Here is a 23006-nt window from a genome sequence, read left to right on the forward strand (position 1 = left end):
CGTTAGATGACAGATTTCTACTCCCGAAGTTTCGGAATATAGCATTCACAATCTAAACCCGACCTACGATAATTTTAGTAAGAATTCAAAAGATATAAAATGGTTACCTGTCCTAAAGCCCTTTTGCGGTCTGGACACGATAGCGAAATATCTTGTAGAATTCAATAAAATTATCAGGAGTCTAGATTTTTGTTTCTTGGAATTTATCTTGAGCGAAGTCGAAAGGTCAATGGAAAAGAAAAATGAATAAAATTTTAAGACAACTTTAAAGTATAATTACTTCGAGGTTAATAGTATAATTACCCAAATAGGAACTAAAAACAAACTCTAAAAATATTTTCAAAATAATTTCTTAAAAATAAAAGCCTAAAAATTCGCTTATTTTAATCTAAATATTGTTTGATTGCGATTCTGTGTGCAGGAATACTTTTGTCGTAATTTTGTACTAATAACTCTAGTATTTCAGGAGGTTTTATCCCAATATCTTTTTTATCAGCATATTTTGAAACATACAAATTAAAAATTTCTTCTTCTTTTTCAAAAATCAAAAAATGAGTCTCGTTTAATGCTGTAAAAGAAATTTCATTTCCTGAAAAAGAATTGGAGGTATCTTTTAAAAACGCTGAAAACTCATAATATTTTAAGACATTTTCCATAGGTTATATTAATTCAGCAGATAAGCCTAATTGTAATAATTTAGAACATCTTGGTTCTAAATCTTTAAACTCCCCTGACATTACTGTACATTTTCCTTTATAATGTACTAGAATTGTACATTGTTCTGCTTGCTCTAGTGTATGCTCACAAACACTTATCAAAGACTCAATTACAAAATCGAAAGTATTGACTTCGTCATTGTGCAAAACTATTTCATGCTGAAACGTTTCTTGTTCTAGAACATCTACTTCTTCTTGAATTTTTTCTTTTGTACTCATACTAGCAAAATTACAATTTATTGTATTTCAAAGCAACCCAATTATTTCTTTCTATAAAAGTTTCTAATTTTAAATTGTATTTCACAACTTCTGCATCTATAATAGCAATATCTTCTTTATAAAAACCACTTAACAAAAGTATACCATCTGTATGCAAACAGTTTGTGTAAATTTCCATATCCATCAACAATATATTTCTGTTGATGTTGGCAATAATTACATCATACTTTTTATCGCTTAAAAGAGCCGAATCTCCTTCAAAAACGCTTATGTTTTTGCTATTGTTTCTTTGAATATTTTCTATAGAGTTTTCATAGCACCAGGTATCAATATCAATAGCATCAATAGGACTTGCACCTTTCATTTCAGCAAAAATGGCTAAAATACCTGTACCACAGCCCATGTCTAATACTTTCTTACCTTTTAAATCTAATGTTAATAAATGTTGCACCATCATGTGTGTAGTTTCATGATGCCCTGTGCCAAAACTCATCTTCGGCTCAATTACAATATCATATTTCAAGTTAGGATTCTCGTGAAAAGGAGCTCTTATACTCACTACATTGTCTACTTGAATGGCTTCAAAGTTCTTTTCCCATTCTGCATTCCAATTGGTTTGCGCTACCTCGTTGTGATTGTATTCAATAGCAAACTCATCAGAATTTAAAACATAAATATCTTCTAATATAGTGGCGTGCCAATCTTGTTTTTGAATATACGCAGTAACACCCTCTTCACTTTCTACAAAACTTTCAAAACCAACGTTTCCTAATTCTGCAATTAAAATTTCTGTAGCTGGCTCTTTGGGCGCAACTGTAAAGTTGTATTCTATATAAATATTATCCATAATAAAAAATGCATCAAGATTTTAAATCTTGATGCAAATTTATTGGTTTTATTTATAAATCTGTACTTTAAAAGCTATTATATCGCCTTAATAATTGCAGAAAAATCTTCGGCTTTTAAAGCAGCACCTCCAATTAAACCACCATCTACGTCTGGTTTAGAAAAAATCTCTTCTGCATTTGCAGGTTTTACACTACCTCCGTATAAAATTGAAACAGATTCAGCTACTTCTACTCCGAATTTTTTCGCTATGCTACTTCTTACAAAAGCGTGCATTTCTTGCGCCTGTTCAGGGCTTGCGGTTTCTCCCGTACCAATTGCCCAAACGGGTTCGTATGCTAAAATAATATTTTTAAAATCAGCTGCTTTTAAATGAAACAAGGCATGTTCTAATTGGCTACCCACTTCTGATAAGTGCTCTTCTTTCTTTCTTTGCTCTAATTTTTCTCCAAAACAAAAAATGGCTTCTAAACCATTTGCTAAAACAGCATCCATTTTTTCGGCAAGCAGTTTATCTGTTTCATTAAAGTATTCTCTTCTTTCAGAATGCCCAATAATTACAGTTTTGATGCCCACAGCCTTTAACATGTCTGCAGAAATTTCTCCTGTATATGCGCCATTTTTAGCTTGGTGCATATTTTGAGAAGCAACTTCTACTTTAGAATCTTTTGTTTTCTTAACCGCAGAGGATAAACTAATATAAGAAGGCGCAATAATTACTCTTGTATTTTTTAAGGGTAAACCTTTAATTGATTTTATTACTCCTTTAATAAGCGCTTTCGTTTCCGTCTTATCATTATTCATTTTCCAATTTCCAGCTACTATTTTTTGTCTCATAATTATATGCTTTTATTATATGTTGTAAATTTAACAAATGAATTATAAATATCGTTCAGAAAAAAGAATACTTACTATAACGATTTATATTTTGTTTTTTAAGGCTGTAACAATTCTTTTGTCAGACGCTTTTGTAGCGTTAAAAAGTTGAATTCCTCCTTTTTCGTCAACTACGATGTATCTCGGAATCCATCCTAAATTTATGAAATCAACAAAATCGCCAGAATTCATTCCTTTTGGTAAATTATAATGATCGCCCACCAAATTATGTTTAGTAATAAATCTTTTCCATGAAGGTTTGCTAAAATCTACAGATAAAAAAACATAGGCAACCTCTGGGAATTCTTTTTGTAATTTCTTAATTTCTGACACTCCTGTAACGCAATCTTTACACCAAGAAGCCCAAACATCTATGAGTATTTTTTTGCCTTTATGATCCATTAAAACTTCTCTAAAAGTTAGTTTAGAGCTGTCTAAACCAATTAGCATATCTTGTAAAGCTTTTTCAGAAAACTCTTTAGGCTCGTTTGAAGTGCACCCAATAAAAGTTAATAAAAATAGGAGAATTATTTTTTTCATATGAAATAGGTCAATTAAAAAGAAATAACTTGCAAAACGTAAAAGTTAAAAATAGTACTTTTGAAAAACTCTAAGTAAAAGTAATGACAACAGCGCAACTTGTATCACAAATAAAACAAAAAAAATCTTTTTTATGCATTGGTTTAGATGTAGATTTAGATAAAATTCCTAAACACTTATTAGCAGTAGAAGATCCTATTTTCGAGTTCAATAAGGCAATTATTGATGCTACCCATCATTTGTGTGTTGCTTACAAACCAAATACTGCTTTTTATGAAGCCTACGGAATTAAAGGCTGGCAAGCTCTTGAAAAAACAATAGGCTATCTTAATAAAAAGTATCCAGAAATTTTTACCATTGCAGATGCCAAACGAGGCGATATTGGCAACACATCTACCATGTACGCAAAAGCCTTTTTTAATGATTTAGCCTTCGATTCTGTAACCGTTGCTCCTTATATGGGGAAAGATTCTGTAGAGCCTTTTTTAGCCTTTAAAGACAAACACACTATTATGTTAGCGCTAACTTCTAACAAAGGTGCTTTTGATTTTCAGACGCTAAACGCTCCTAAGCAAGAACTATATAAAGAGGTTTTGCAAGTATCAAAATCTTGGAAAAATTCTGAAAATTTAATGTATGTTGTGGGTGCTACAAAAGCTGAATATTTTAAAGAAATTAGAAAAATTGTACCTAGTTCATTTTTGCTAGTTCCGGGAGTTGGGGCGCAAGGCGGAAATTTACAAGATGTATGTAAATACGGTTTGTCTGAAAATATTGGCCTTTTAATTAACTCTTCTCGAGGAATTATTTACGCATCTAAAGAAAAAGATTTTGCTAGCGTTGCAGCCATAAAAGCTGAAGAACTACAAAGCCAAATGCAAAGAATTTTAAATGAATTTATATGAAGTTAAAAGACCAAATAAACACCACTTTAAAGTTCAATAATACACCAAAAAGGATTATTTGTTTAGTGCCAAGTATTACAGAATTATTGGTAGACTTAGGCTTGGAAAGCGCTATTGTTGGCGTCACAAAATTTTGTATTCATCCAGATTCATTGATAAAAAACAAAACGATTGTTGGTGGCACAAAAAATATAAAAACGGATGTCATAAAAAATTTACAGCCCGATATCATTCTTTGTAATAAAGAAGAAAACACAAAAGAAATCGTAGAAAATTGTAGGCTAATTGCAACCACTCATGTTTCTGATATTTATACAATTGCCGACACAATGGAATTAATTCATCAATACGGACAAATATTTTCTTGTGAAGAAAAAGCAAAAGAAATAATTAGCACTATTTTAAATAAAAACAATGATTTTTTAGAATTTATAAAAGGTAAAAAAGAAAAAAAAGTAGCTTATTTTATTTGGAAAAAACCTTGGATGGTTGCGGCAAACAAAACATTTATCAACCACCTTTTAGAAGTAAATAACTTAAAAAATGTATTTAAAGATCAAGAACGCTACCCCGAAGTTAATTTAGACGAATTAAGTAAAGTTGATAATCTTGACTTTATTTTTTTATCATCGGAACCATTTCCTTTTAAAGAAAAACATATTGTAGAACTGCAAAATAAGTTCAATAAAACAGTAATAATTTTAGTAAATGGTGAGTTCTTTTCTTGGTACGGAACGAGGTTGCTCTTTGCTTTTGACTATTTTAAAAAGCTTCAGAACAATATTACACCAGATTAGATGCAGTCTTTAAACACTATATTTAATAAATAAATCACCGATAGAAAGTCCGCGTAGAACTCTGTAAATAGGTTAAAAAAGCAATTAAATTTATTCGGTGTTGTAAAAAACTTTTCATTTATCAACTATTCCACATAGAAGGGTTCAGGTTCAGGAAAATTCAATTTTTTAATAAATTCCCCAACATCTCGGTGATTAACATAATCAGTTTCCCCATATTTCAGATACATAGTTTTTGTTAAATTATTTTTTAAAATAAGGGTTTGTTCGTGTGGTTCACATTTTACTCCGAAAACTTTAATAACAATTTTATCATTTGTTATTTCATTCTGTTTCAGATAAAAAAATTGAGTTCCTGAAAAATCTGAAACTCCAACATCAATTCTTTTCGTTCCAGAAAATATTTCAATTATTGAGCCAGGTAATACTACTTTAGTCTCTTTTTCAATAAATTCAAACGCTACTTTATATTTATTTTCTACCTTACTATTTTGTCCGAAGGTAGAAATTCCAAAAATTAAAAATAAAATAGGGATTAAATACTTCATTTTAATTTTTCGAAACAGCTTATAAGGAATACTTAAATAGTGAATTCTCTATCTAAATACTGAACTTGATTTATTTTTTTAAGCAGTTTCATTGCTTTAAAAGCAGCAAGATCACTTTTTGCTTCATCTTCAAACCTGTAGTTATTAGACTTTTCTACTAAACATACATACCTGTCTAGAAGGTGTTTTTTGTAGATGATAAATTGATTCTTATAATACATAATACTATTTTGGGGAGGTTGTTCTTGGTAAATATACATAAAAATTATAATCAAAAAAAATCAAGTATTAAGTACAAGAAAAACTATTCATACAACCATTAACCTACCTAATTTTTTAAGAGCTTAAAAGTTTTAGAAGCAGTAGCAGTTTCGATCCTTAAGAGATACAAACCTGACTTTAAAAAAGATGTGTCATGTGTTTGTTTAAAAGAATTCTGATAAAATGTATGTATTTTTTTTCCTGTGATGCTGTAAAGCGTTGCTTTTTCAAATTTTAAATTTTCATCAACCTGAATTGTTAATTCCTCATTTACAGGATTTGGTGTAAGTTTTGAGTTTTCTAACGCATTAATAACTGCAACAGATGCTGTAGACTCTTGAAACACTCTAATATAATCAATTTCCATAGCACTTTCAGTAAAGTTTTGAGCTGTACCGCCTTTCTCGATAGCAATATTCAATAAAAAATATTGATCTTCATAAAAAGGCCATGTATCATTATTCTTAATCTCTGGATTGTAGATATAATGAACATTACCATCCACACTAAACACCATTCTTTCGGGAGTCCAAGTTAATTCATACACATGAAATGCTGTCGATGCTGTAGGGATTATTTGACCTCCATGATTAACTGTTCCGCCATGACTTGAAGTTGTGTGCATTGCACTAGAGATATAATTTTGATTGTTACCCCAATGTTCCATAATATCAATCTCACCGCATGCTGGCCAAGCAGTAGTTCCGTGAGTACTTGCCCAAAAACCACCAGCTTCTGTAATATTCTTATTTAACATCCAAATTGCAGGCCATGTGCCAGTACCAAAAGGCATTTTTGCCCTAACTTCTACTTTACCATAGGTAAACGCGTATCTAGAGTTTAATCTTGCCGATGTATATGATTTTGTACGATTTTGATCTGTAAAATTTTCTTTTTTTGCAACAATACTTAAAACACCATTATTGATAAAAGTGTTTTCTATTTTATCTGTATAATGCTGCAATTCATTATTAAACCAACTGTTTCCATCCGGTAATTGAGTTTGATGAAACCACTTATTACTGTCTACTGGCACTATCTCACCTGTTTCTCCATCAAATTCATCAGACCAAACTAAATTGTCATAAACTGGGTCTGTATTTGAATTATTATTTGCTGTTACGGTGCCATCATATAAAAAATCATCTATATAAGCGGTTACTTTGTCTGTATTATTTTCGCCGTTTACTTGAATTAAAACTCTATTAAAGTCAGATCTATTAGTAGGGTTTTGGGCGTTAGAATTGTAATTTAAAAAATCATCATCCTTAAAATTAAACGTTACTGTTTGCCACTGATTTAAACTTACTGCTTTAATAATTTCTGATTGCGAAGTCCAAGGAGAACCAATCGTATTATTCTGTAGTTTTAATGAAACTTGATTTGTTTGACTGCCTGTTAGGCTGCTTTGTGGAATATAAATTTTAAAAGAAAAAGTATAATTTTCTGATAAATCGTAATTTTCTGCAATATCAAAATAAAAGTTTGCATATTGACTACCATTATCAACATACTTTAAAACACGATTAGAAGTGTTTATACCCTCTTTAACAGGATTTGTAAAGGCAATGTTTATAGCACTGTTATCTTGTTGCCAAGAAGTAATGGTTCCATTTCCTTCAAAATCGTCTTGAACAGTTGTTTGAGAAAACGCAGTTAAAGTGGCAATACATAAAAAAAGAGTGTATAGTTTTTGCATCGTGTATTTTTAAATTAAAAATTCAAATTTAATGATTAAGTCCAATCATTTATGAGAATCTACCAATACAAAAACTATACAAAGCTTTAAAAAAATATTATTTAACGTTTATTTTGCAGCGCAAAACCTTGTTTTAGCAAAAAGGTATTTCTTAAACCCACTTTTTCTCGTATTCCTTTTTCTTTAACTTCAATCATTGTAAACATACCTTGTAAAGTTTGGTCTGTGGCGTGTTTTGTTAAATCTTGGTTTACACTCTTTGCATTAGTAAGGCGTTATCGTTGTCATTAAGTTGCGCTCAATTTTAACGGCAAGTACTTTAAAAAAATATTAGTTTTTAAAAGTTTAGGAACTCCTTTTTAATTGATAGCATTAAAAAAGAAACCATAAAAACCAATTTAACCATTTAGGGTTGTACTAAATCGTTGCTTTTGCGCTTACTTTTTATCAAATAGAATTGCCATAACCAAAGTTATGCACCTTATTATTAATGTCCAGTAGTCAAAAAATAATTCAATAGCATAACATCAAATTGGTATAAATGCATAAAAAACCTCAAAAGAATAGAATATTCTTTTGAGGTTAAATTCAAATAAATAAAAATTTATTGATTTTGATCTCCAGGTCCAATATTTGGATTTGCGTCAATTTCTCTCTGTGGAATTTTAAAAACCCATTCACTATTTATAGAAGGCTTTTCTTGACTATAACCATCTTGATACAAAATTTCAGAAGCTCCAGAGCCACCGTTAGAAGTATGCTCAATTCCTTCATCCCAACGGATTAAATCTGTGTATCTAAATCCTTCTCCCCATAATTCGATATTTCTTTGAAACTTAATATGGTTCATTAATGCTGTTTGAGAATTATAAACAGTAATATCGTATGCACTATCTCTTGCCTCACCTAATGGTTTTAAAGCAGCTTGAGCAGCAGAAATATTATTCAACATAGCTTCTGCTTCTGCCTCAATTAGATACATTTCAGAAGAACGCATAATAATAACATCATCTGGCTCGATACCTCCTGGCTGTACTTGTTTAAATTTTACATGCATATAAGGGTGTGCGTTAAAATTAGATCTCCAGCCATAAACACCTTCTAATCTTGTTATTTCAGCATCAAACTCTTCTTCTGTAGTGTAAAGAGGATTGGTATTATTAGCCCATCCACCTAAACCGTTAGACGCTGAATTATTTTCATTCGGTGCATCTATTAAAAAGAGGTCTTTTCTATAATCAGTATCTGGTAAAGCATCAATTAATCTTTTATCAGCAATTTTAGGATTATTTCTAACTTGACTACCATTAAAAGTATTTGATATTAAGTAAAAATAAGAACGGAAAAATGTTGTTTCAGCTGATATTACATGACTTCCCCAAATAACTTCTGGAAGCGTATTAGAATTAAATCCTAATTTATAATCACCTTCGCCCATTATTGGGTAGTTTGCACGTGCAGCCTTTGCTGCATCCGCAGCCATTCTCCACTGACCACTGTTTAAGGCAATACGAGCTTTAAGACCGTAAGCAACATCTATGTTTAATTCAGCTTTACCAGAAGCAGGACCTGTTGGTCTTTGCGTAGCTCCATCAAAAGAAGCGATTGCTGCATCTACATCTGCCATACATTGGTCATAAACAGCTTGCACTGTTTCTCTTGGCCCACTTTCAAAAGGAAATTCTGATGCAAATAAGATTGGCACTCCAGCATCGGTAGCAGGGTTTCCTATTAAATAACCTTTCCCGTAATGTTGCACTAACGAAAGATAAGCATAAGCTCTGTAAGAATAAGCCTGTCCTATAATTTCTTTTAATCTATCATCTAAAGGAATTGACCCATCTGTTGCTTTATTGATTATAGCGTTTGCACTCGCAATAACGTGGTAACGTTGGTACCATAATTGTTCTCCCGTTGTTGAAGTTTCTTGTGTATGTGCCAACCAACGTGTATCATCTTGCCAGTTAAGATTGTTTGCTGGTGCTGAATGAATTACTTGACCCCCAATATTATCGCCTAACGGTATCCAATAATGATTACCAGCTCTTGTGCTAGTTCCGCCAGGAATAGCCTGCGATTGTGCATACAAAATACGATGTAAGCCTTGTAATATTAGTGCCATATTATCTGCGGTAGATAAAGCATCTGCCGAAGAAATAGCATCTGTTGGCGATTGGTTCAGAAACTCATCTGAACAGGATGTTATTGTAATAAACCCTATTACCAATAACAATAAATTTATTTTTTTTAACATAATTATTATGTTTTATGAAGTTATAATTATTTAAAATGCAACATTTAAACCAACAGAAATAATTCTTGAAGGATTAAAATCGTTTCCGGATGGAGTTCCTGATAAATTGTATTGAGGATCTAAACCATCTCTCTTACTCTTTAAGAACAAGTTTTCACCAGTTATAGAAAGTCTTAAATTATCTAAACCCAATTTACCAGTAACTAAACTCTCAAAATTGTATCCTAAATTAGCATTTTTTATTGCCAAGAAAGAAGCATCTGTTAAAAACCTTGTAGATTGCCCTCTTACTAAATCTGCATTTCCACTTTCTAACCTTGGTACACCTGTAATGTCTCCTGGTTGACGCCATGCATTTACAATATCTGGATGATATGATCTACCAAAAGCCCCACTATGCATCATTGAAGAATATGCACCGTCTAAAAAAGTACCACCAATACCGTAAGTAACCAAAACGTTTAAATCAAAACCTTTGTAGGTAAAGCTGTTCGTAATAGACCCTAAAAGATCTGGAAGCGTACTATCGCCTGTGTACGCTCTTTCTGTATCTTGCCAATCATTTGTAGTTTCTTGAACACCATTTACATCAAAAACAGGAACACTGTTACCATCCTCATCAAATTCGAACATTTTAAATAATTGATCACCATTTGCTGGGTCTACCCCTGCTGTATGTAATAAAAAGAAATCGAATCTAGATCTACCAACTTCCCATCTTTTAGATCCATTAATAAAAGGATCTGGTAAGCTTGTAATTTCATTTTTAAATGTTGATGCTTGTAAAGTTACATCCCATTTAAAATCATTGTTTTTTATTAAATGTGCAGTTAAACCAAGCTCCCATCCAGAATTATACATATCTGCAATGTTTGCAGGAAATGAATTTAATCCGTTACTCAATGCTATCGGCAAATCATTTAAAAGATCTGATGAATTTCTCTTATAGTATTCAATAGAACCATCTATAAAATTATTAAATAAAGCAAATTCTAAAGCTATATCCCAACTTTCAACTGTTTCCCATTGCAAACCAGCATTCCCAATTTCTGTCCATAAAATTGCAGGGCTACCTGCATTAGAAGTTAAATCATAACGTGGCTGCGATAAGAAAAAATCGCCTAAATCATCGTTACCTACTTCACCATAAGATGCTCTTAATTTTAATTTATTGACAAATGATACATCTTTCATAAAATCTTCTTGATCTATACGCCAAGATGTACCTACAGAATAAAAAGTACCCCATCTAGCATCTGCACTAAAAACAGAAGAAGCATCAGTTCTTACCGAAGCACTGATATAATACTTACTATCAAAGTTATAATTTGCTCTTAAAAAATAACCTTCAATTGTTTTATTCGTGGTAGAACCACCAATACCGTTTACAGTTGCGAAGTTGTCAAATTCATAAATTCCTTCAGCGGTTTGCTCAATGGCTCTGCCGTTCATTGAAGAAAAAATTCTCTCAAAACTATCATGCCCTGCGGTAATATCTAGATTGTGTACATCATTAAAACTTTTAGAATATGTTAAAAGTTGCGTAAAATTTCTTACTTCTCTCCTAGATCTTGTCTCACTATATCTACCAGTTGGTTGTGCGTCACCAATAATATTATTTTCATACTCTTTACTAAGTAGTTCATTAATATCTCTACCATAGTTTACTCTAAACTTAAGACCTTCTGCTAATTTAAAATCTGCATAATATCTAAAACCGTAGGTATTATTTCTGGTACGCTCATCGTTTAATAAAAGCTCTTGTAAAGCATGACGACCTTGATTAATTGGTCTTGAACCAATATTGAATTCAGAATACCCTTCTCCATTATCAAAAATAGGATTCCCAGAGGCATCTCGCACTAAATTTCCTTGTAAATCATTTACAAACACAGGGTAAATTGAACCAATACCTCTTGCAAAACTAAAAGGATTCACAATACTACCAGAACCTGCCGATGTAGGTCCTGTAGATTCTGCTATCGTAATGTTAGCACTACCTCCCATACTTACCCAATCGTTTAATTCAAAATCTGCATTTAAACGAGTTGTTAAACGATCAAAACCAGTTGTAACAATATACCCTTCTTCTTCTAAATAAGAAGCAGAGAAAAACACTTTATGTTTGTCGCCACCGGCGGACACGTTTACATTATAATTATTTCTGATACCAACTTTATCTAACTCGTCATACCAGCTTAAACTTTTATAAATTAAATTTGCATTTGGATTTAATTTACCGTCTACACCTACAATTTGGTCGTTTGGCACATCAAAAGGATTGTACCCTAAACTGTTATAAATATTTGCTGAAGCAAAAGCAGGATCGCCACCACCAGCGCTTGAATTTCTTAAAGATTCCCACATAGTCTCGTAATATTGACCTGGAGTAACTTCATCATAAAAAGGAATTCCTTGACTTACGACACCGCCAGAATATGAAAATGATGCTTTTATAGCACCTTTAGAACCACTTTTAGTTGTAATTAAAATAACGCCATTTGCTGCTCTAGAACCATAAAGCGAAGTTGAAGCTGCATCTTTTAGAATTGTGAAAGAAGCAATATCTTCTTGATTAATTGTATTTAAATTACCCTCATATTGCATACCATCAACAATATAAAGTGGCGTAGAATTACCATTTAGTGTACCTACACCACGAATTACAATACCTGGAGAAGAACCTGGTTGCCCAGAAGCTGATGTAAATTGAACACCAGTAGCTTTACCTTCTATTGCGGCAATTGGTGAAGTTACATTTCTTAACGCTAAATCTTTAGCACCTACAACGCTTGCAGATCCAGTAAATGCTTCTAGAGTAGAGGTACCAAAAGCTACCACAACCACTTCATCTAAAACATTAGCATCCTCTTTCATAGAGACATTCATAGTATTTGAATCTCCAACAGTTTTTTCTAGCATTTTATATCCAAGATATCTAAAAACTATAATATCACCTGTTTTTGCTATGATAGCGTATTTTCCGCTAAAATCAGTCTCTGTACCAGTTTTAGTACCTTTAACTACAATACTTACCCCAGGTAAAGACCCTGATTGGTCTGTAACAACTCCCGTAACAGTTTTTTGCTGGGAGAAGGAAGTTTGTACAAAAAACGCTAGTAACAGCGTTAAAATTCCAGTAAACTTTGTTTTCATTGTGTAATTTTTTGAATTAATATTTATCAAAAATGCTCAATTAATCCTGAACTAAAAAACATTACCCTCATAAACTCTGCTATTTTTAACGGTAATAAATAAGACTAAATTATTGTTTTTCTTTAAAAAATGTTAAAAAAACCTCTAATTTGAGTTAAAAAACAGTTAATTCGTTACGTTTTTTTTAAATTTCTTGAATTTCGTAAAAAAATTAAAGTGTAAAACTTTGCTAAAAACAAGCGTATAATTTGTAAAAAACTTATTTTCTGAGAATAGCAATATCAAATTTAGAGCAATCAACAAATTATTTACGCAACCAACATTTAAAAAACACCAGATAAAGCTAAGGTAAATTGCTCTGCATATTTTAACTGATAAGATGTGATAGAAGTATAAATAACTCTGATATAATACTATCGAAAGCTCTAAAAGAAATCATTTTGATATTCAGAAATTTATGAATTAAAATATTGAATCTAAATCCCGCTAAATGCTAAACAATTTCAACACATTAAGCGGGATATATATTTTTCCAATGGTTTTTAACTAAAAATTTTAGAATTGAGTTTTACCGTTAAAAAAACAGCTTTATCTCTCTTATTAAGTTTGAATATGTAATTTGTTACATTTAATCTTGCAGTGCAAAAACTTGTTTTAGCAAAGAAGTATTTCTTAAACCCACTTTTTCTCGTATTCCTTTTTCTTCAACTTCAATCATTGTAAACACACCTTGTAAAGCTTGGTCTGTAACGTATTTTGTTAAATCAGGATTTATACTTTTCACAAAAGGGATGGCGTTATACTTTGTAATTAATACACTCCAAACTTTATCTGCACCAACTTTTGAAAACGAATTACGAATAACGGGCGTAAAACTGTTGTATAAACTTTCGTTTGTTTTTGATTTTAAATAGGTAGTTGCCGCATTTTCATCACCTAATAAAATGTTTTTTGCATCGTTAAAAGAAATTTCTTTTACAGCATTTACAAAAATCGGAGTTGCAGTTTTTACCGCATCTTCAGCAGCTCTATTCAAGGCTTTAATTCCTTCATCGGCTAGATTACCTAGACCAATTTTTCGCAAGGCATTATCGACCGCTTGCAATTCTTGTGGTACTAAAATTTTAACCAATTCATTTTTATAAAAACCATCTTTAGAGGTTAGTTTGGCCACCTGATTTTTGATTCCGTTATCTAAAGCCTGTCTTAAACCATTGCCTATTTGCTCTTGAGACAGGCCTGTATTACTAGGCAATTGGCTTACTACCCTTTGTAATTCTGCACAACCTGCAAACTGAATTGCTACTGCTAAAATTAAAAATCTTTTTATCATGATATATCTAATCTATTTCTTCTTTGAACCCAAAAAGAGATGTAAGTCATATTATTTAAAAGAATCTGTCTTTTTATCATATCCGTAAGCACAATGTTTACAGCCGTTTTTGCAACAATACCCTCTTTTTAAATGATATTTTTCAGTAAAAACCTTGTAACCTTCTTTCGTTAAGTAAAAATCGTCTTTCTCTAATTCCATTCTTTGTATAAATATAAAGCAAAAATAATGGTTTAAAGTTTAACCCAAAAACTAACAATCTAATTTTTGGTATTAACTTCTACTCTTCTCATTGGCATTCCGTCTATAATTGCAAATAATTTTTCGAGATCTAAAACAACTGCTTGTTTCATTTTAACACCACCATCTAAACCTATTAAAATTACTTGATACTCATTTGCCGTATCTCCATAACGATCAAACAAATACGTTGATACACTCCAAACTTCGTCAAAATTTTGGCTGAATGATTTTGGCGTAAACCTGTAAATTTCTAGTTTTCTTTCGCACAAACCTTTTTTATCTTTTTCTAAAATTTTTAGCTGCTTTTTTAAGACCTCTGCGTTCTCTTCTTTTGAAAAAATAAGCAGCACTCTATTTTTCCATGCATGCTTTTCTAAATCTTGACCAAAAATCGTTGAATGTATCAGTAACAAAATGCCTAAAATAAGGTGTACTTTCATGTTATTCTTTTAACACAGAAAACTCAATGCTAGAATCTGTAAAAACCGTGTGCGTTTGTGTTTTAAAGTCTTTTTCATCTGCCTTATAGATGTTATCTACATAGGTCTGCGGATTTAAATCGATTAAAGGAAACCAAGTACTTTGCACTTGAACTTGTACTTTATGTCCTTTTTTAAACGTGTGAAAAACGTCTTGTAACTTAATATTTACGTCGGTTTTTTTATTGGCGATAAAAGGTTCTGGAAACTCAAAACTATTTCTAAAACGACCTCGCATTACTTCACTTCTAACCATTAAATGATAATTACTCATTTTTAAATGATCTTGTAATTTATCGTTGTTTTCTTCTGTATCTGAAGGATGTACATCTACCACTTTTACAATCCAATCTGCTGCAGTTCCTGTAGTAGCAACTTTTAATTTTGCCAAAATATCACCAGCCAATGTAAAATCTTCGGATAAAATATCGGTTTCAAAAACTAACACATCGGGTCTTCTTGCCGCAAAACGCTGATCATCTGTCATGTATTTTCTTGGCGTAAAAACTGTTTTAATATCTTCTGAATACGGAACAGGTCTTTTAATATCACTAATAAATTGTATTTGTTGGATAGATTTTTTATCCGCAGTTAACTCTTGATTTTCTGATAAAAACCAATCTTGTTTTACGGTATTTTTTGGCGGCCAAGCCTCGTAACTTTTCCATTCTTTTCTGCCAGAATCATAGACATAGGCCTCTGGCAAACCAGAATTTTTATCACCTTTTCCTTTTAAGAAATGATTAAAAAACTTTGTTTCAATATTTGTTTGAAACTTTAAGGAAATAGAATCGCCAAAATAATAATTACCTACCGAATTTGTAACGCCAGAACTTGCCCATTTTCCGTGATCCCAAGGACCAAAAACCATGGTATTATTATTATCTTTTCCGTTTTTTTCAATTCCTTTATACGTTTCTAGAGGGCCATATAAATCTTCTGCATCAAACCAACCACCAACAATCATGGTAGCTACAGAACTTGGTACTTTATCCAAGTGCTGAATAATACCTTTGCTCTGCCAAACAGAATCATAGTTTGGGTGTTCGGTAATTTCTTTCCAGAAAAAATCATTGATCTTATCTTTAGAAGCAGTTGCATTTACATCTAATTTATCATATTGAAAATATTCGTTTAAATTTTTTAAAGGACCTTTATCCAAGAAAAACTGATATTGATCTTGTGAATTCATTTTAGGCAAAGAATACCAAGCAGAATCTGTTGGGGTGTCTTTATAGGTTCCGAAAAGTGGAATTGCTCTAAAATAACTTAATAAAAAAGCACCATTATGATGAAAATCATCAAAAAAGAAATCACCAATACACGCTTGTGGAGAGGCTGCTTTTAAGGCAGGATGTGCATCTATGGCAGAAATAGTTGCATAATGCCCAGGATATGAAATACCCCAAGTACCAACATTACCATTGTTATTTTCTACATTCTTCACCAACCAATCAATCGTATCGTACGTATCTGATACTTCATCAGATTGATTTTCTTTTTTATTCGGAATGTAAGCACGCATATTATCATAAACTCCTTCACTCATCCAACGACCACGAACGTCTTGATACACCACAATATTACCTTCTTTCATTAAATGAATATTCGGACTAATTTTAGTTTTCATGCCCTCTCCATAAGGTCTAGAACTATAAGGAGTTCTTTGCATTAAAATAGGATATTCTTTGCTTTTATCTATTGGTGCGTATATTGTTGTGTGCAACTTAACGCCATCTCTCATAACAATATTTATTTCTTGTTTGCTATAATTATCAACAACATAGGTATCTTTTTTTTCTTCTTTTCCTTCTTTTTCTGCTGATGAATTACAGGCTGTAAAAAGAAAAAAACTAAAAATCGATAGGATAAAATATTTTTTCATGGGTAGATTAATTTTTTTTGCTAAAACTACAAAACAAAAAAGAATTATGTAGAAAATGAACTGTTAAAATGGTTTTGGTCTTTTTTATCTTTTTTTTGTTCTAGAAATGGCTATTCTAAAAACGTAACATTCCAGCTTTTTTTATTTCATCAAAATAAAAACCAACAGAAGCTCTAAAATAAATATTAGAAAATTAGTTTCAATTAAAAAACGAGACTTCGCTAAATATTTGCACGAATGTTGCGTGTAAAATAAGTTTAGCCTACCGCACCAAAAGAAGGCTCAACTAACAATTTTGATTTTATAAATTCACTATTTATTAAAATTGAATTTCACTAATAAAAAACGGATATTGTACTGATCAATTTTATTAGTACTTTTACCCAAAACCAGTCTTTTTATATGTTAGATTTTGTGCCTTTTTCTTTTTTAGATGTGCTAGATATTTTGCTAGTTGCCCTACTTCTCTATTATATTTATAAATTATTAAAAGGGACGGTAGCCATCAATATTTTTATCGGAATTGCACTAATATTCCTTATTTGGAAAATAACACAAGCGCTAAATATGGAAATGTTAAGCGGTATTTTAGGCTATTTACTGTCTGGTGGTGTTATTGCGCTCATTATTGTCTTTCAGCAAGAAATTAGAAAATTTTTATTGATGATCGGCACTACTAATTTTTCTAATAAAAAGAGTTTTTTAAAACAATTAAAATTTTTACAATCAGAGATTACCTCTGAAGTAGACACCGATAAAATTTTAAAAGCTTGTAGCAATATGTCTAAAACTAAAACGGGTGCTTTACTTGTAATTGAGCGCACAAACAGTTTAGACTTTTTAATAAATACGGGTGATATAATGAATGCGCTTGTAAACGAAGTTATTCTAGAAAGCATCTTCTTTAAAAACAGCCCTTTACACGATGGCGCAACAATTATTCGAGATAATTATGTTGTTGCAACTCGTGTTATTTTACCTATTTCTGATAGCACAAAAATACCTGCAAGATTTGGTTTAAGACACAGAGCTGCTATTGGTGCAAGTGAAAAGACTGATGCTGTTTGCTTATTAGTTTCTGAAGAAACTGGCGAAATTTCTTATATAAAAGATGGCGAATTTGTTTTGTACACAACTTTAGATGAGTTAAACGAAAAGCTTAAAAGTGATTTGATGTAGTAAAAATCTATTAAGATGCGACCTCTAAACTGAACTGCTTGTCATATAGATTTTTGTAATATCCGTTTTCTTTTTCTAATAATTCTTGATGAGAGCCTTCTTCTACAATTATACCGTTATCCATCACAATAATTTTATCCGCTTGTTTTATTGTTGCCAATCGGTGCGCAATTATAATAGAAGTTCTATCTTTTGTAATCGTTTCTGTTGCGTATTGTATCATTTGTTCTGCATTATTATCTACAGAAGATGTTGCTTCATCTAAAATTAAAATACTCGGTTTACTCACATAAGCACGTAAAAAAGCAATTAATTGTCTTTGCCCAGAAGACAACATAGCACCTCTTTCTTTTACATTATAATTATAACCACCTGGTAAGGTCATAATAAAATCATGAATACCAATTTGTTTTGCCGCATTTTCAACTTCTTTTAACGTAATATTTTCATCTTTTAAAGTGATGTTATTTAAAATTGAATCTGAAAATAAAAACACGTCTTGTAAAACTATTGCTACTTCATTTCGAAGGCTTTCTAGCGTATAATCATCTACAGAAACGTTATCAATAGAAATGGTACCGCTATCTATTTCGTAAAAACGATTTATCAAATTAATAATGGTAGATTTACCTGCACCTGTAGCACCAACAATGGCAACTGTTTGTCCGCTTTTTACATATAAAGAAATACCTTTTAGAACTTCTTCATTTTTTATGTAGCTAAACCTTACATCTTTAAAATTAATATGGCCTTTTAAATTTTCTGCTACAATGGTTCCGTTTTTAGCAATACTGCTATCAGTATCAATCACTTTAAAAACACGCTCACCAGCAACAATGCCCATTTGTAATTGATTAAATTTATCTGCAATTTGGCGTAAAGGTCTAAACAACATTTGTGCATATTGAATAAACCCCATAATCATACCTACCGAAATCCCCGAATTTTGAACTACTTGTCCGCCACCAAACCAAACAATTAAACCAATGCCAATTGATGATAAAATTTCTGCAATCGGAAAAAATAGAGAATAATACCAAATTGTTTTTACATGTGCTTTTTTATGCTTGTCGTTAATTTCCTTAAAATTATCATATTCAATACCCTCTCTATTAAATAGTTGTACAATTTTCATTCCTGTAACACGCTCTTGTACAAACCCATTTAAATTAGCTACTTGATTTCTCACTTGCTGAAAAGTTTCTTTAATAGCTACCTGAAATAGTTTTGTTGCATATACTAAAATTGGTAAAATTGCTAGTGTAATCAATGCCAACCTCCAATTTAAAAAAAGCATTACAATGGTAACCGCAAACATTTTAAGCAAATCACTTAAAATAGTAAACACACCATTACTAAAAAAAGCCGCAATAGTTTCTATATCAGAAACCACTCTTGTTACCAACCTTCCTACAGAATTTGTATCAAAATAAGACATTTTAAACTGTAAAATATGTCTAAAAATTTTTGCTCTAATATCTCTAATAATGTGCTGCCCAACCCAATTGGCAAAATAAATAAAAACAAACTGCAAAAGTACTTCTATGATTAAAATGCCCAGCATTAACAAAGAGTAATTTAGCAGCCCAACTTTATCTTTAGACAAAATATAATCATCTACCGTGTTGATTAAAATATAGGGTGATATTACTGAAAATAAAGCCAGAAATATGGTTGATGATGATGCGATGAAAAAATACAATCGATAGCGTTTTGCAAAAGACATAAGTCTCGAAAAAATTTGCATATCAAAAGCATTTCCTGATTTTACTCCCAAAATTTAATATTTTATTGCTGTTAAAAATAAACCTTTTGCAGGGACTGACAATCCTGCGTTACTCCTATTCTTGCTCTCTATAATTTTTCTAAAATCTTCTTTGGTTATTCTACCCAATCCTACATCGATTAAAGTACCAACAATTGCTCTTACCATATTTCGTAAAAAACGATTTGCCGAAATATAGAAAATTAACTCATCTTCTTTTTGCTCCCAAAAAGCCTGTGTAATAGTGCAATTAAAAGTATACACTTCTGTTTTAACTTTAGAAAAACACTGAAAATCTTCATATTCTAAAAGTAGCTCTGCAGCAGCATTCATTAAAGTTACATTGGGTCTTTGTGAATGTACTTGCCAAGAAAAATCTAATAAAAAAGGATTTCTTCCTAACCATATTTTATATTGATAACTTCTAGAAGTTGCATCGAAGCGAACGTGTTTGTCATCATGAACCAAAAACACTTTGTATACTGAAATATCATTTGGCAAAATTGAATTTAGCTTAAACACAATTTCATCTTTCAACTCTTTTTTTGTATCAAAATGCGCAAACATTTGAGACGCATGCACGCCGGTATCTGTTCTACCTGCGCCAACCACCTGAATATCCTCTTGAAGAATTGTGCTAATAGCCTTGTTTAATTTTTCTTGTACAGAAATAACATCAGGCTGAATTTGCCAACCGTGGTATTTTTTTCCGTTATAAGAAAGCTCTATAAAGTATCTCAAGAAATCTGTTTTTTGAAGTCCTCAAAATTACGAAATTTATTTAGGAATCCTTATTTTTGGATTCTTTAAAGCGTTAAACTTTTCTTACTATTTTTTCATGAAAAAAATATTGTTATTATCAGATACACACAGCTATATAGATGCTCAAATTTTAAAGTTTGTAAAACAGGCGGATGAAGTTTGGCACGCTGGCGATATTGGGAATTTAGAAGTTACCGATGCTATTAAAGCGTTAAAGCCTTTACGTGCTGTTTTTGGCAATATTGATGATAAGGATGCTAGGGCAGAATTTCCGTTAGATAATAAGTTTACGGTTGAAGATGTTTCAGTTTGGATCACTCATATTGGCGGCTATCCGAATCGATACCATCAAAGAGTTCGGGAAGAATTATCGGTAAATTCTCCTAAAGTTTTTATTTCGGGTCATTCTCATATCTTAAAAGTGCAATATGACAAAAAACTAAATTTATTGCACTTAAACCCTGGAGCTGCAGGAAATCATGGATTTCATAAGGTTAGAACCATGCTTCGCTTTGAAGTAGACAAAGCGGCCATTAAAAATTTAGAAATTATAGAGTTAGCGACACGAGGTTAGGATCTTCCTTTTCTATAACAGGGAGTTCTACCAATATTGTAGTACCATTATTTAATGAAGATTTTATTTGAAACTCTCCCTTCATCATTTGTATTCTAGCATCAATTTGATTGATCCCTAAACCACCAGATTTCGTATTTATTTTTGTCTTATCAAAACCTATCCCGTCATCAGAAATAGTAAGAAACAATCTGTTATTTTCTTCTCTCAACTCTATTAAAGCATTATCTGCTTTACTATGTTTTAAAATATTATTGATAAATTCTTGGGTAATATTATATAGTTTAATTTCAAAATTTTGCTGGTATCTTCTAATATTAATAATATCAGTTTCTATATTTAATTGAGAATTAGAATATTTTTCGGCGATGTCTTTAATGGCAAAAGTTAATCCAAATTTTAATAAAACTGAAGAAACCAACGTATGCGATAAATCTCTAATTTTATGAGAAGCCTCTTGTATTATCTGTTGCGTTTTATCAATTTCAATGGGTGTATTTCCGTTAAACTGCTTTCTTGTAGCTTGCAAATGCAAGTTAGCAGAAGACAATAAAGCACTTACGCTATCATGCAGCGTTTCTGCTATCTCTTTTCTTTCTGACTCTTTACCGTCTATGGTAGCGTTTAAGATTCTTACTTGCGTTTCAGACTTTAATTTATCTAAATTTTGATTTTGAATTAATTCTACTTGATTTAATTGTAGTGCTAAATTATTTTGTTTTAATTTATACAGCGTCAACCAATAAACCAACGTAACTATAATTAGCACCGCCAAGATGCCAATACTCCAGAAAATTCTTTGGTCTCTTAACCACTTTACTTCTTCTTGTTCTTGAAATTGCTCTTTTTGTGCGTCAAAATCATATTTTTGTTTAACTTGTTCTATAATTCCGCTAAATTCTTCTTCTCTAATATCGCCTTCAATTTCATAAGACAACTCTTGAATATCGTATGCTTTGTAATCTTTTAAGTTACGCATTGCCCAAGCCAAATTAAAATACAAACTTGATTTGATTCTAATTGCTTTTGAATCCTCGTTATTTTTAATTAGTTCTATGGCATCTAAATATAATTCTTTAGACTTTTTATATTCTTTTTGGGATAAAAAAATGTTTCCTAAATTATTTAAGGCTACAGCTGTACTTACATTATTGTTATGCTTTTCATGTATTATTATAGATTTTCTTACATACCATTCTGCCTTAACATACATGGAATCTTTTTCATAAATAGCAGAAAGATTAGTGTAAGCTTTTGCTATTAAGCTTTCAATATCTGCGTTTAGCGTAGGTAATCTCTCTAACTTTTCGTAATATATTTTTGCACTATCTAAATAGTACGTTTTATTTTTCTCTTCCTGTGATACTGATAGCCTGTGATAGGTACCTCCTATTCTCAACAATGTACTTGCTAAATCAATATCCTTAAAACTAGTGTTTTGACCTTCAACTAAAGACCTATTTAGTTGATTAAAAGATTGTTTATAATATTTTAAGGATTCATCAAATTTGTTTGTTCTATCATAGATGTCTGCTATTAGTGAATTACACTTGTAAATCCAGTAATAATTTTTTATATTTTTAGCCTTATCAAGGAGCGCTAAAGATTGCTTTAAAGCTTCAACGTATTTCTCTTTGCTATAGATCTCAAAAATTTCATTGTACCTCAATTCAATCAATGAATCATTTTTAACCGAAAAAACTGAAGAGGTCTTTAAAGAAAAGACCTCTTCAGTACTTAAATTGTTTTCAATAGCATTTACCTGGTATAAACCTAAACAAATGAAGAAAAAAATAGATATAATATTTTTCAAAAAATATTTGGATTATTAAGCGTCAATACCAGGGCAATCGCCTTTAAACTTTCATTAGCGATTCTCTGTAATTTAGGTTGTAGCTAGCTTTTAGTTTTTTTCTTTTTATGGATAATTTATTTGTCTTATCTCTTTCAAGTAAGGTTAATCCTGTTT

The 23006-nt window shown here is 31.4% G+C and carries 21 protein-coding genes and 1 pseudogene; 4 read left to right on the forward strand and 18 right to left on the reverse strand.

Going from position 1 to position 23006, the window contains the following annotated elements; all coding sequences use genetic code 11:
- Positions 1–383: 383 nt before the first annotated feature.
- The 5 genes from ES044_RS12100 to ES044_RS12120 form a co-directional block, all read right to left on the reverse strand.
- The gene (locus ES044_RS12100) at positions 384–656 is read right to left on the reverse strand and encodes a hypothetical protein (RefSeq protein ID WP_147117769.1); all 273 of its coding nucleotides are present in this window, start codon (positions 654–656) and stop codon (positions 384–386) included.
- Positions 657–659: 3 nt separating this feature from the next.
- Positions 660–935, reverse strand: coding sequence for an ATP-dependent Clp protease adaptor ClpS (locus ES044_RS12105; RefSeq protein ID WP_147117768.1), 276 nt, complete (start codon positions 933–935; stop codon positions 660–662).
- A gap of 10 nt (positions 936–945) precedes the next feature.
- On the reverse strand, positions 946–1782 hold the full coding sequence (gene prmA / locus ES044_RS12110) for a 50S ribosomal protein L11 methyltransferase (RefSeq protein WP_147117767.1): 837 nt from the start codon (positions 1780–1782) through the stop codon (positions 946–948).
- A gap of 77 nt (positions 1783–1859) precedes the next feature.
- Entirely contained in the window at positions 1860–2618 is a 759-nt protein-coding gene (gene tpiA / locus ES044_RS12115; protein WP_147117766.1) for a triose-phosphate isomerase, read from the reverse strand.
- An 84-nt stretch (positions 2619–2702) separates the two neighbouring features.
- The gene (locus ES044_RS12120) at positions 2703–3197 is read right to left on the reverse strand and encodes a TlpA family protein disulfide reductase (protein ID WP_147117765.1); all 495 of its coding nucleotides are present in this window, start codon (positions 3195–3197) and stop codon (positions 2703–2705) included.
- A gap of 83 nt (positions 3198–3280) precedes the next feature.
- Here ES044_RS12120 and pyrF point away from each other — a divergent pair, with 83 nt between their 5' ends.
- Together pyrF and ES044_RS12130 are read left to right on the forward strand one after the other, a co-directional pair.
- Positions 3281–4102, forward strand: coding sequence for an orotidine-5'-phosphate decarboxylase (gene pyrF, locus ES044_RS12125; protein ID WP_147117764.1), 822 nt, complete (start codon positions 3281–3283; stop codon positions 4100–4102).
- Positions 4099–4899, forward strand: a complete 801-nt coding sequence (locus ES044_RS12130) for an ABC transporter substrate-binding protein (RefSeq protein ID WP_147117763.1) — start codon at positions 4099–4101, stop codon at positions 4897–4899. Before pyrF ends, ES044_RS12130 begins: the two co-directional genes overlap by 4 nt.
- Positions 4900–5024: 125 nt before the next feature.
- Here the strand turns inward: ES044_RS12130 and ES044_RS12135 are convergent, their stop codons facing one another.
- From ES044_RS12135 to ES044_RS12175, 10 genes and pseudogenes are all read right to left on the reverse strand, one after another.
- The gene (locus tag ES044_RS12135) at positions 5025–5447 is read right to left on the reverse strand and encodes a hypothetical protein (RefSeq protein ID WP_147117762.1); all 423 of its coding nucleotides are present in this window, start codon (positions 5445–5447) and stop codon (positions 5025–5027) included.
- 32 nt (positions 5448–5479) lie between these two features.
- On the reverse strand, positions 5480–5668 hold the full coding sequence (locus ES044_RS12140) for a hypothetical protein (protein ID WP_147117761.1): 189 nt from the start codon (positions 5666–5668) through the stop codon (positions 5480–5482).
- A 107-nt stretch (positions 5669–5775) separates the two neighbouring features.
- On the reverse strand, positions 5776–7407 hold the full coding sequence (locus tag ES044_RS12145; protein ID WP_147117760.1) for a family 16 glycosylhydrolase: 1632 nt from the start codon (positions 7405–7407) through the stop codon (positions 5776–5778).
- Between the two features lie 101 nt (positions 7408–7508).
- Positions 7509–7652 (reverse strand): annotated as a pseudogene (locus tag ES044_RS12150) (DUF4197 family protein); the annotation flags it as partial.
- A gap of 359 nt (positions 7653–8011) precedes the next feature.
- Entirely contained in the window at positions 8012–9661 is a 1650-nt protein-coding gene (locus ES044_RS12155) for a RagB/SusD family nutrient uptake outer membrane protein (protein ID WP_147117759.1), read from the reverse strand.
- Between the two features lie 30 nt (positions 9662–9691).
- Entirely contained in the window at positions 9692–12817 is a 3126-nt protein-coding gene (locus ES044_RS12160) for a SusC/RagA family TonB-linked outer membrane protein (RefSeq protein WP_147117758.1), read from the reverse strand.
- A 628-nt stretch (positions 12818–13445) separates the two neighbouring features.
- Complete coding sequence (locus ES044_RS12165; protein WP_147117757.1) at positions 13446–14150, reverse strand: DUF4197 domain-containing protein; 705 nt, start codon at positions 14148–14150, stop codon at positions 13446–13448.
- A 51-nt stretch (positions 14151–14201) separates the two neighbouring features.
- Positions 14202–14351: a DUF5522 domain-containing protein gene (locus ES044_RS18570; RefSeq protein WP_189663159.1), complete on the reverse strand. Its 150-nt coding sequence runs from the start codon at positions 14349–14351 to the stop codon at positions 14202–14204.
- Positions 14352–14410: 59 nt separating this feature from the next.
- Positions 14411–14833 (reverse strand): DUF4174 domain-containing protein, encoded by a 423-nt coding sequence (locus ES044_RS12170; protein WP_147117756.1) that lies wholly within the window; start codon positions 14831–14833, stop codon positions 14411–14413.
- Between the two features lies 1 nt (position 14834).
- A complete protein-coding gene (locus tag ES044_RS12175; protein WP_147117755.1) occupies positions 14835–16757 on the reverse strand; it encodes a CocE/NonD family hydrolase in 1923 nt (640 codons plus the stop codon).
- A gap of 402 nt (positions 16758–17159) precedes the next feature.
- On the opposite strand from ES044_RS12175, the gene cdaA reads away from it, so the two are divergent.
- Entirely contained in the window at positions 17160–17936 is a 777-nt protein-coding gene (cdaA, locus tag ES044_RS12180) for a diadenylate cyclase CdaA (RefSeq protein WP_147117754.1), read from the forward strand.
- Between the two features lie 10 nt (positions 17937–17946).
- Here cdaA and ES044_RS12185 read toward each other — a convergent pair whose 3' ends face one another.
- A complete protein-coding gene (locus ES044_RS12185; RefSeq protein WP_147117753.1) occupies positions 17947–19713 on the reverse strand; it encodes an ABC transporter ATP-binding protein in 1767 nt (588 codons plus the stop codon).
- Between the two features lie 3 nt (positions 19714–19716).
- Positions 19717–20442 carry a tRNA pseudouridine(38-40) synthase TruA gene (gene truA, locus ES044_RS12190; protein ID WP_147117752.1) on the reverse strand — a complete coding sequence of 242 codons (726 nt, stop codon included), beginning with the start codon at positions 20440–20442 and terminating at the stop codon, positions 19717–19719.
- 97 nt (positions 20443–20539) lie between these two features.
- On the opposite strand from truA, the gene ES044_RS12195 reads away from it, so the two are divergent.
- The gene (locus tag ES044_RS12195; protein ID WP_147117751.1) at positions 20540–21037 is read left to right on the forward strand and encodes a metallophosphoesterase family protein; all 498 of its coding nucleotides are present in this window, start codon (positions 20540–20542) and stop codon (positions 21035–21037) included.
- Here ES044_RS12195 and ES044_RS12200 read toward each other — a convergent pair.
- A complete protein-coding gene (locus ES044_RS12200; protein ID WP_147117750.1) occupies positions 21012–22850 on the reverse strand; it encodes a tetratricopeptide repeat-containing sensor histidine kinase in 1839 nt (612 codons plus the stop codon). The two genes, ES044_RS12195 and ES044_RS12200, sit on opposite strands and share 26 nt — an antisense overlap.
- Positions 22851–23006 lie beyond the last annotated feature (156 nt).

Source organism: Polaribacter sp. IC066 (assembly GCF_007997085.1).
Classification (GTDB): Bacteria; Bacteroidota; Bacteroidia; order Flavobacteriales; family Flavobacteriaceae; genus Polaribacter.

Coding starts and splice junctions, on each gene's coding strand:
- tpiA (WP_147117766.1), bottom strand. CDS start 2,618: ATGAGACAAAAAATAGTAGCTGGAAATTGGAAAATGAATAATGATAAG.
- ES044_RS12135 (WP_147117762.1), bottom strand. CDS start 5,447: ATGAAGTATTTAATCCCTATTTTATTTTTAATTTTTGGAATTTCTACC.
- ES044_RS12160 (WP_147117758.1), bottom strand. CDS start 12,817: ATGAAAACAAAGTTTACTGGAATTTTAACGCTGTTACTAGCGTTTTTT.
- pyrF (WP_147117764.1), top strand. CDS start 3,281: ATGACAACAGCGCAACTTGTATCACAAATAAAACAAAAAAAATCTTTT.
- ES044_RS12105 (WP_147117768.1), bottom strand. CDS start 935: ATGAGTACAAAAGAAAAAATTCAAGAAGAAGTAGATGTTCTAGAACAA.
- ES044_RS12155 (WP_147117759.1), bottom strand. CDS start 9,661: ATGTTAAAAAAAATAAATTTATTGTTATTGGTAATAGGGTTTATTACA.
- cdaA (WP_147117754.1), top strand. CDS start 17,160: ATGTTAGATTTTGTGCCTTTTTCTTTTTTAGATGTGCTAGATATTTTG.
- ES044_RS12145 (WP_147117760.1), bottom strand. CDS start 7,407: ATGCAAAAACTATACACTCTTTTTTTATGTATTGCCACTTTAACTGCG.
- prmA (WP_147117767.1), bottom strand. CDS start 1,782: ATGGATAATATTTATATAGAATACAACTTTACAGTTGCGCCCAAAGAG.
- ES044_RS12100 (WP_147117769.1), bottom strand. CDS start 656: ATGGAAAATGTCTTAAAATATTATGAGTTTTCAGCGTTTTTAAAAGAT.
- ES044_RS12195 (WP_147117751.1), top strand. CDS start 20,540: ATGAAAAAAATATTGTTATTATCAGATACACACAGCTATATAGATGCT.
- ES044_RS12120 (WP_147117765.1), bottom strand. CDS start 3,197: ATGAAAAAAATAATTCTCCTATTTTTATTAACTTTTATTGGGTGCACT.
- ES044_RS12175 (WP_147117755.1), bottom strand. CDS start 16,757: ATGAAAAAATATTTTATCCTATCGATTTTTAGTTTTTTTCTTTTTACA.
- ES044_RS18570 (WP_189663159.1), bottom strand. CDS start 14,351: ATGGAATTAGAGAAAGACGATTTTTACTTAACGAAAGAAGGTTACAAG.
- ES044_RS12130 (WP_147117763.1), top strand. CDS start 4,099: ATGAAGTTAAAAGACCAAATAAACACCACTTTAAAGTTCAATAATACA.
- ES044_RS12165 (WP_147117757.1), bottom strand. CDS start 14,150: ATGATAAAAAGATTTTTAATTTTAGCAGTAGCAATTCAGTTTGCAGGT.
- ES044_RS12140 (WP_147117761.1), bottom strand. CDS start 5,668: ATGTATTATAAGAATCAATTTATCATCTACAAAAAACACCTTCTAGAC.
- ES044_RS12170 (WP_147117756.1), bottom strand. CDS start 14,833: ATGAAAGTACACCTTATTTTAGGCATTTTGTTACTGATACATTCAACG.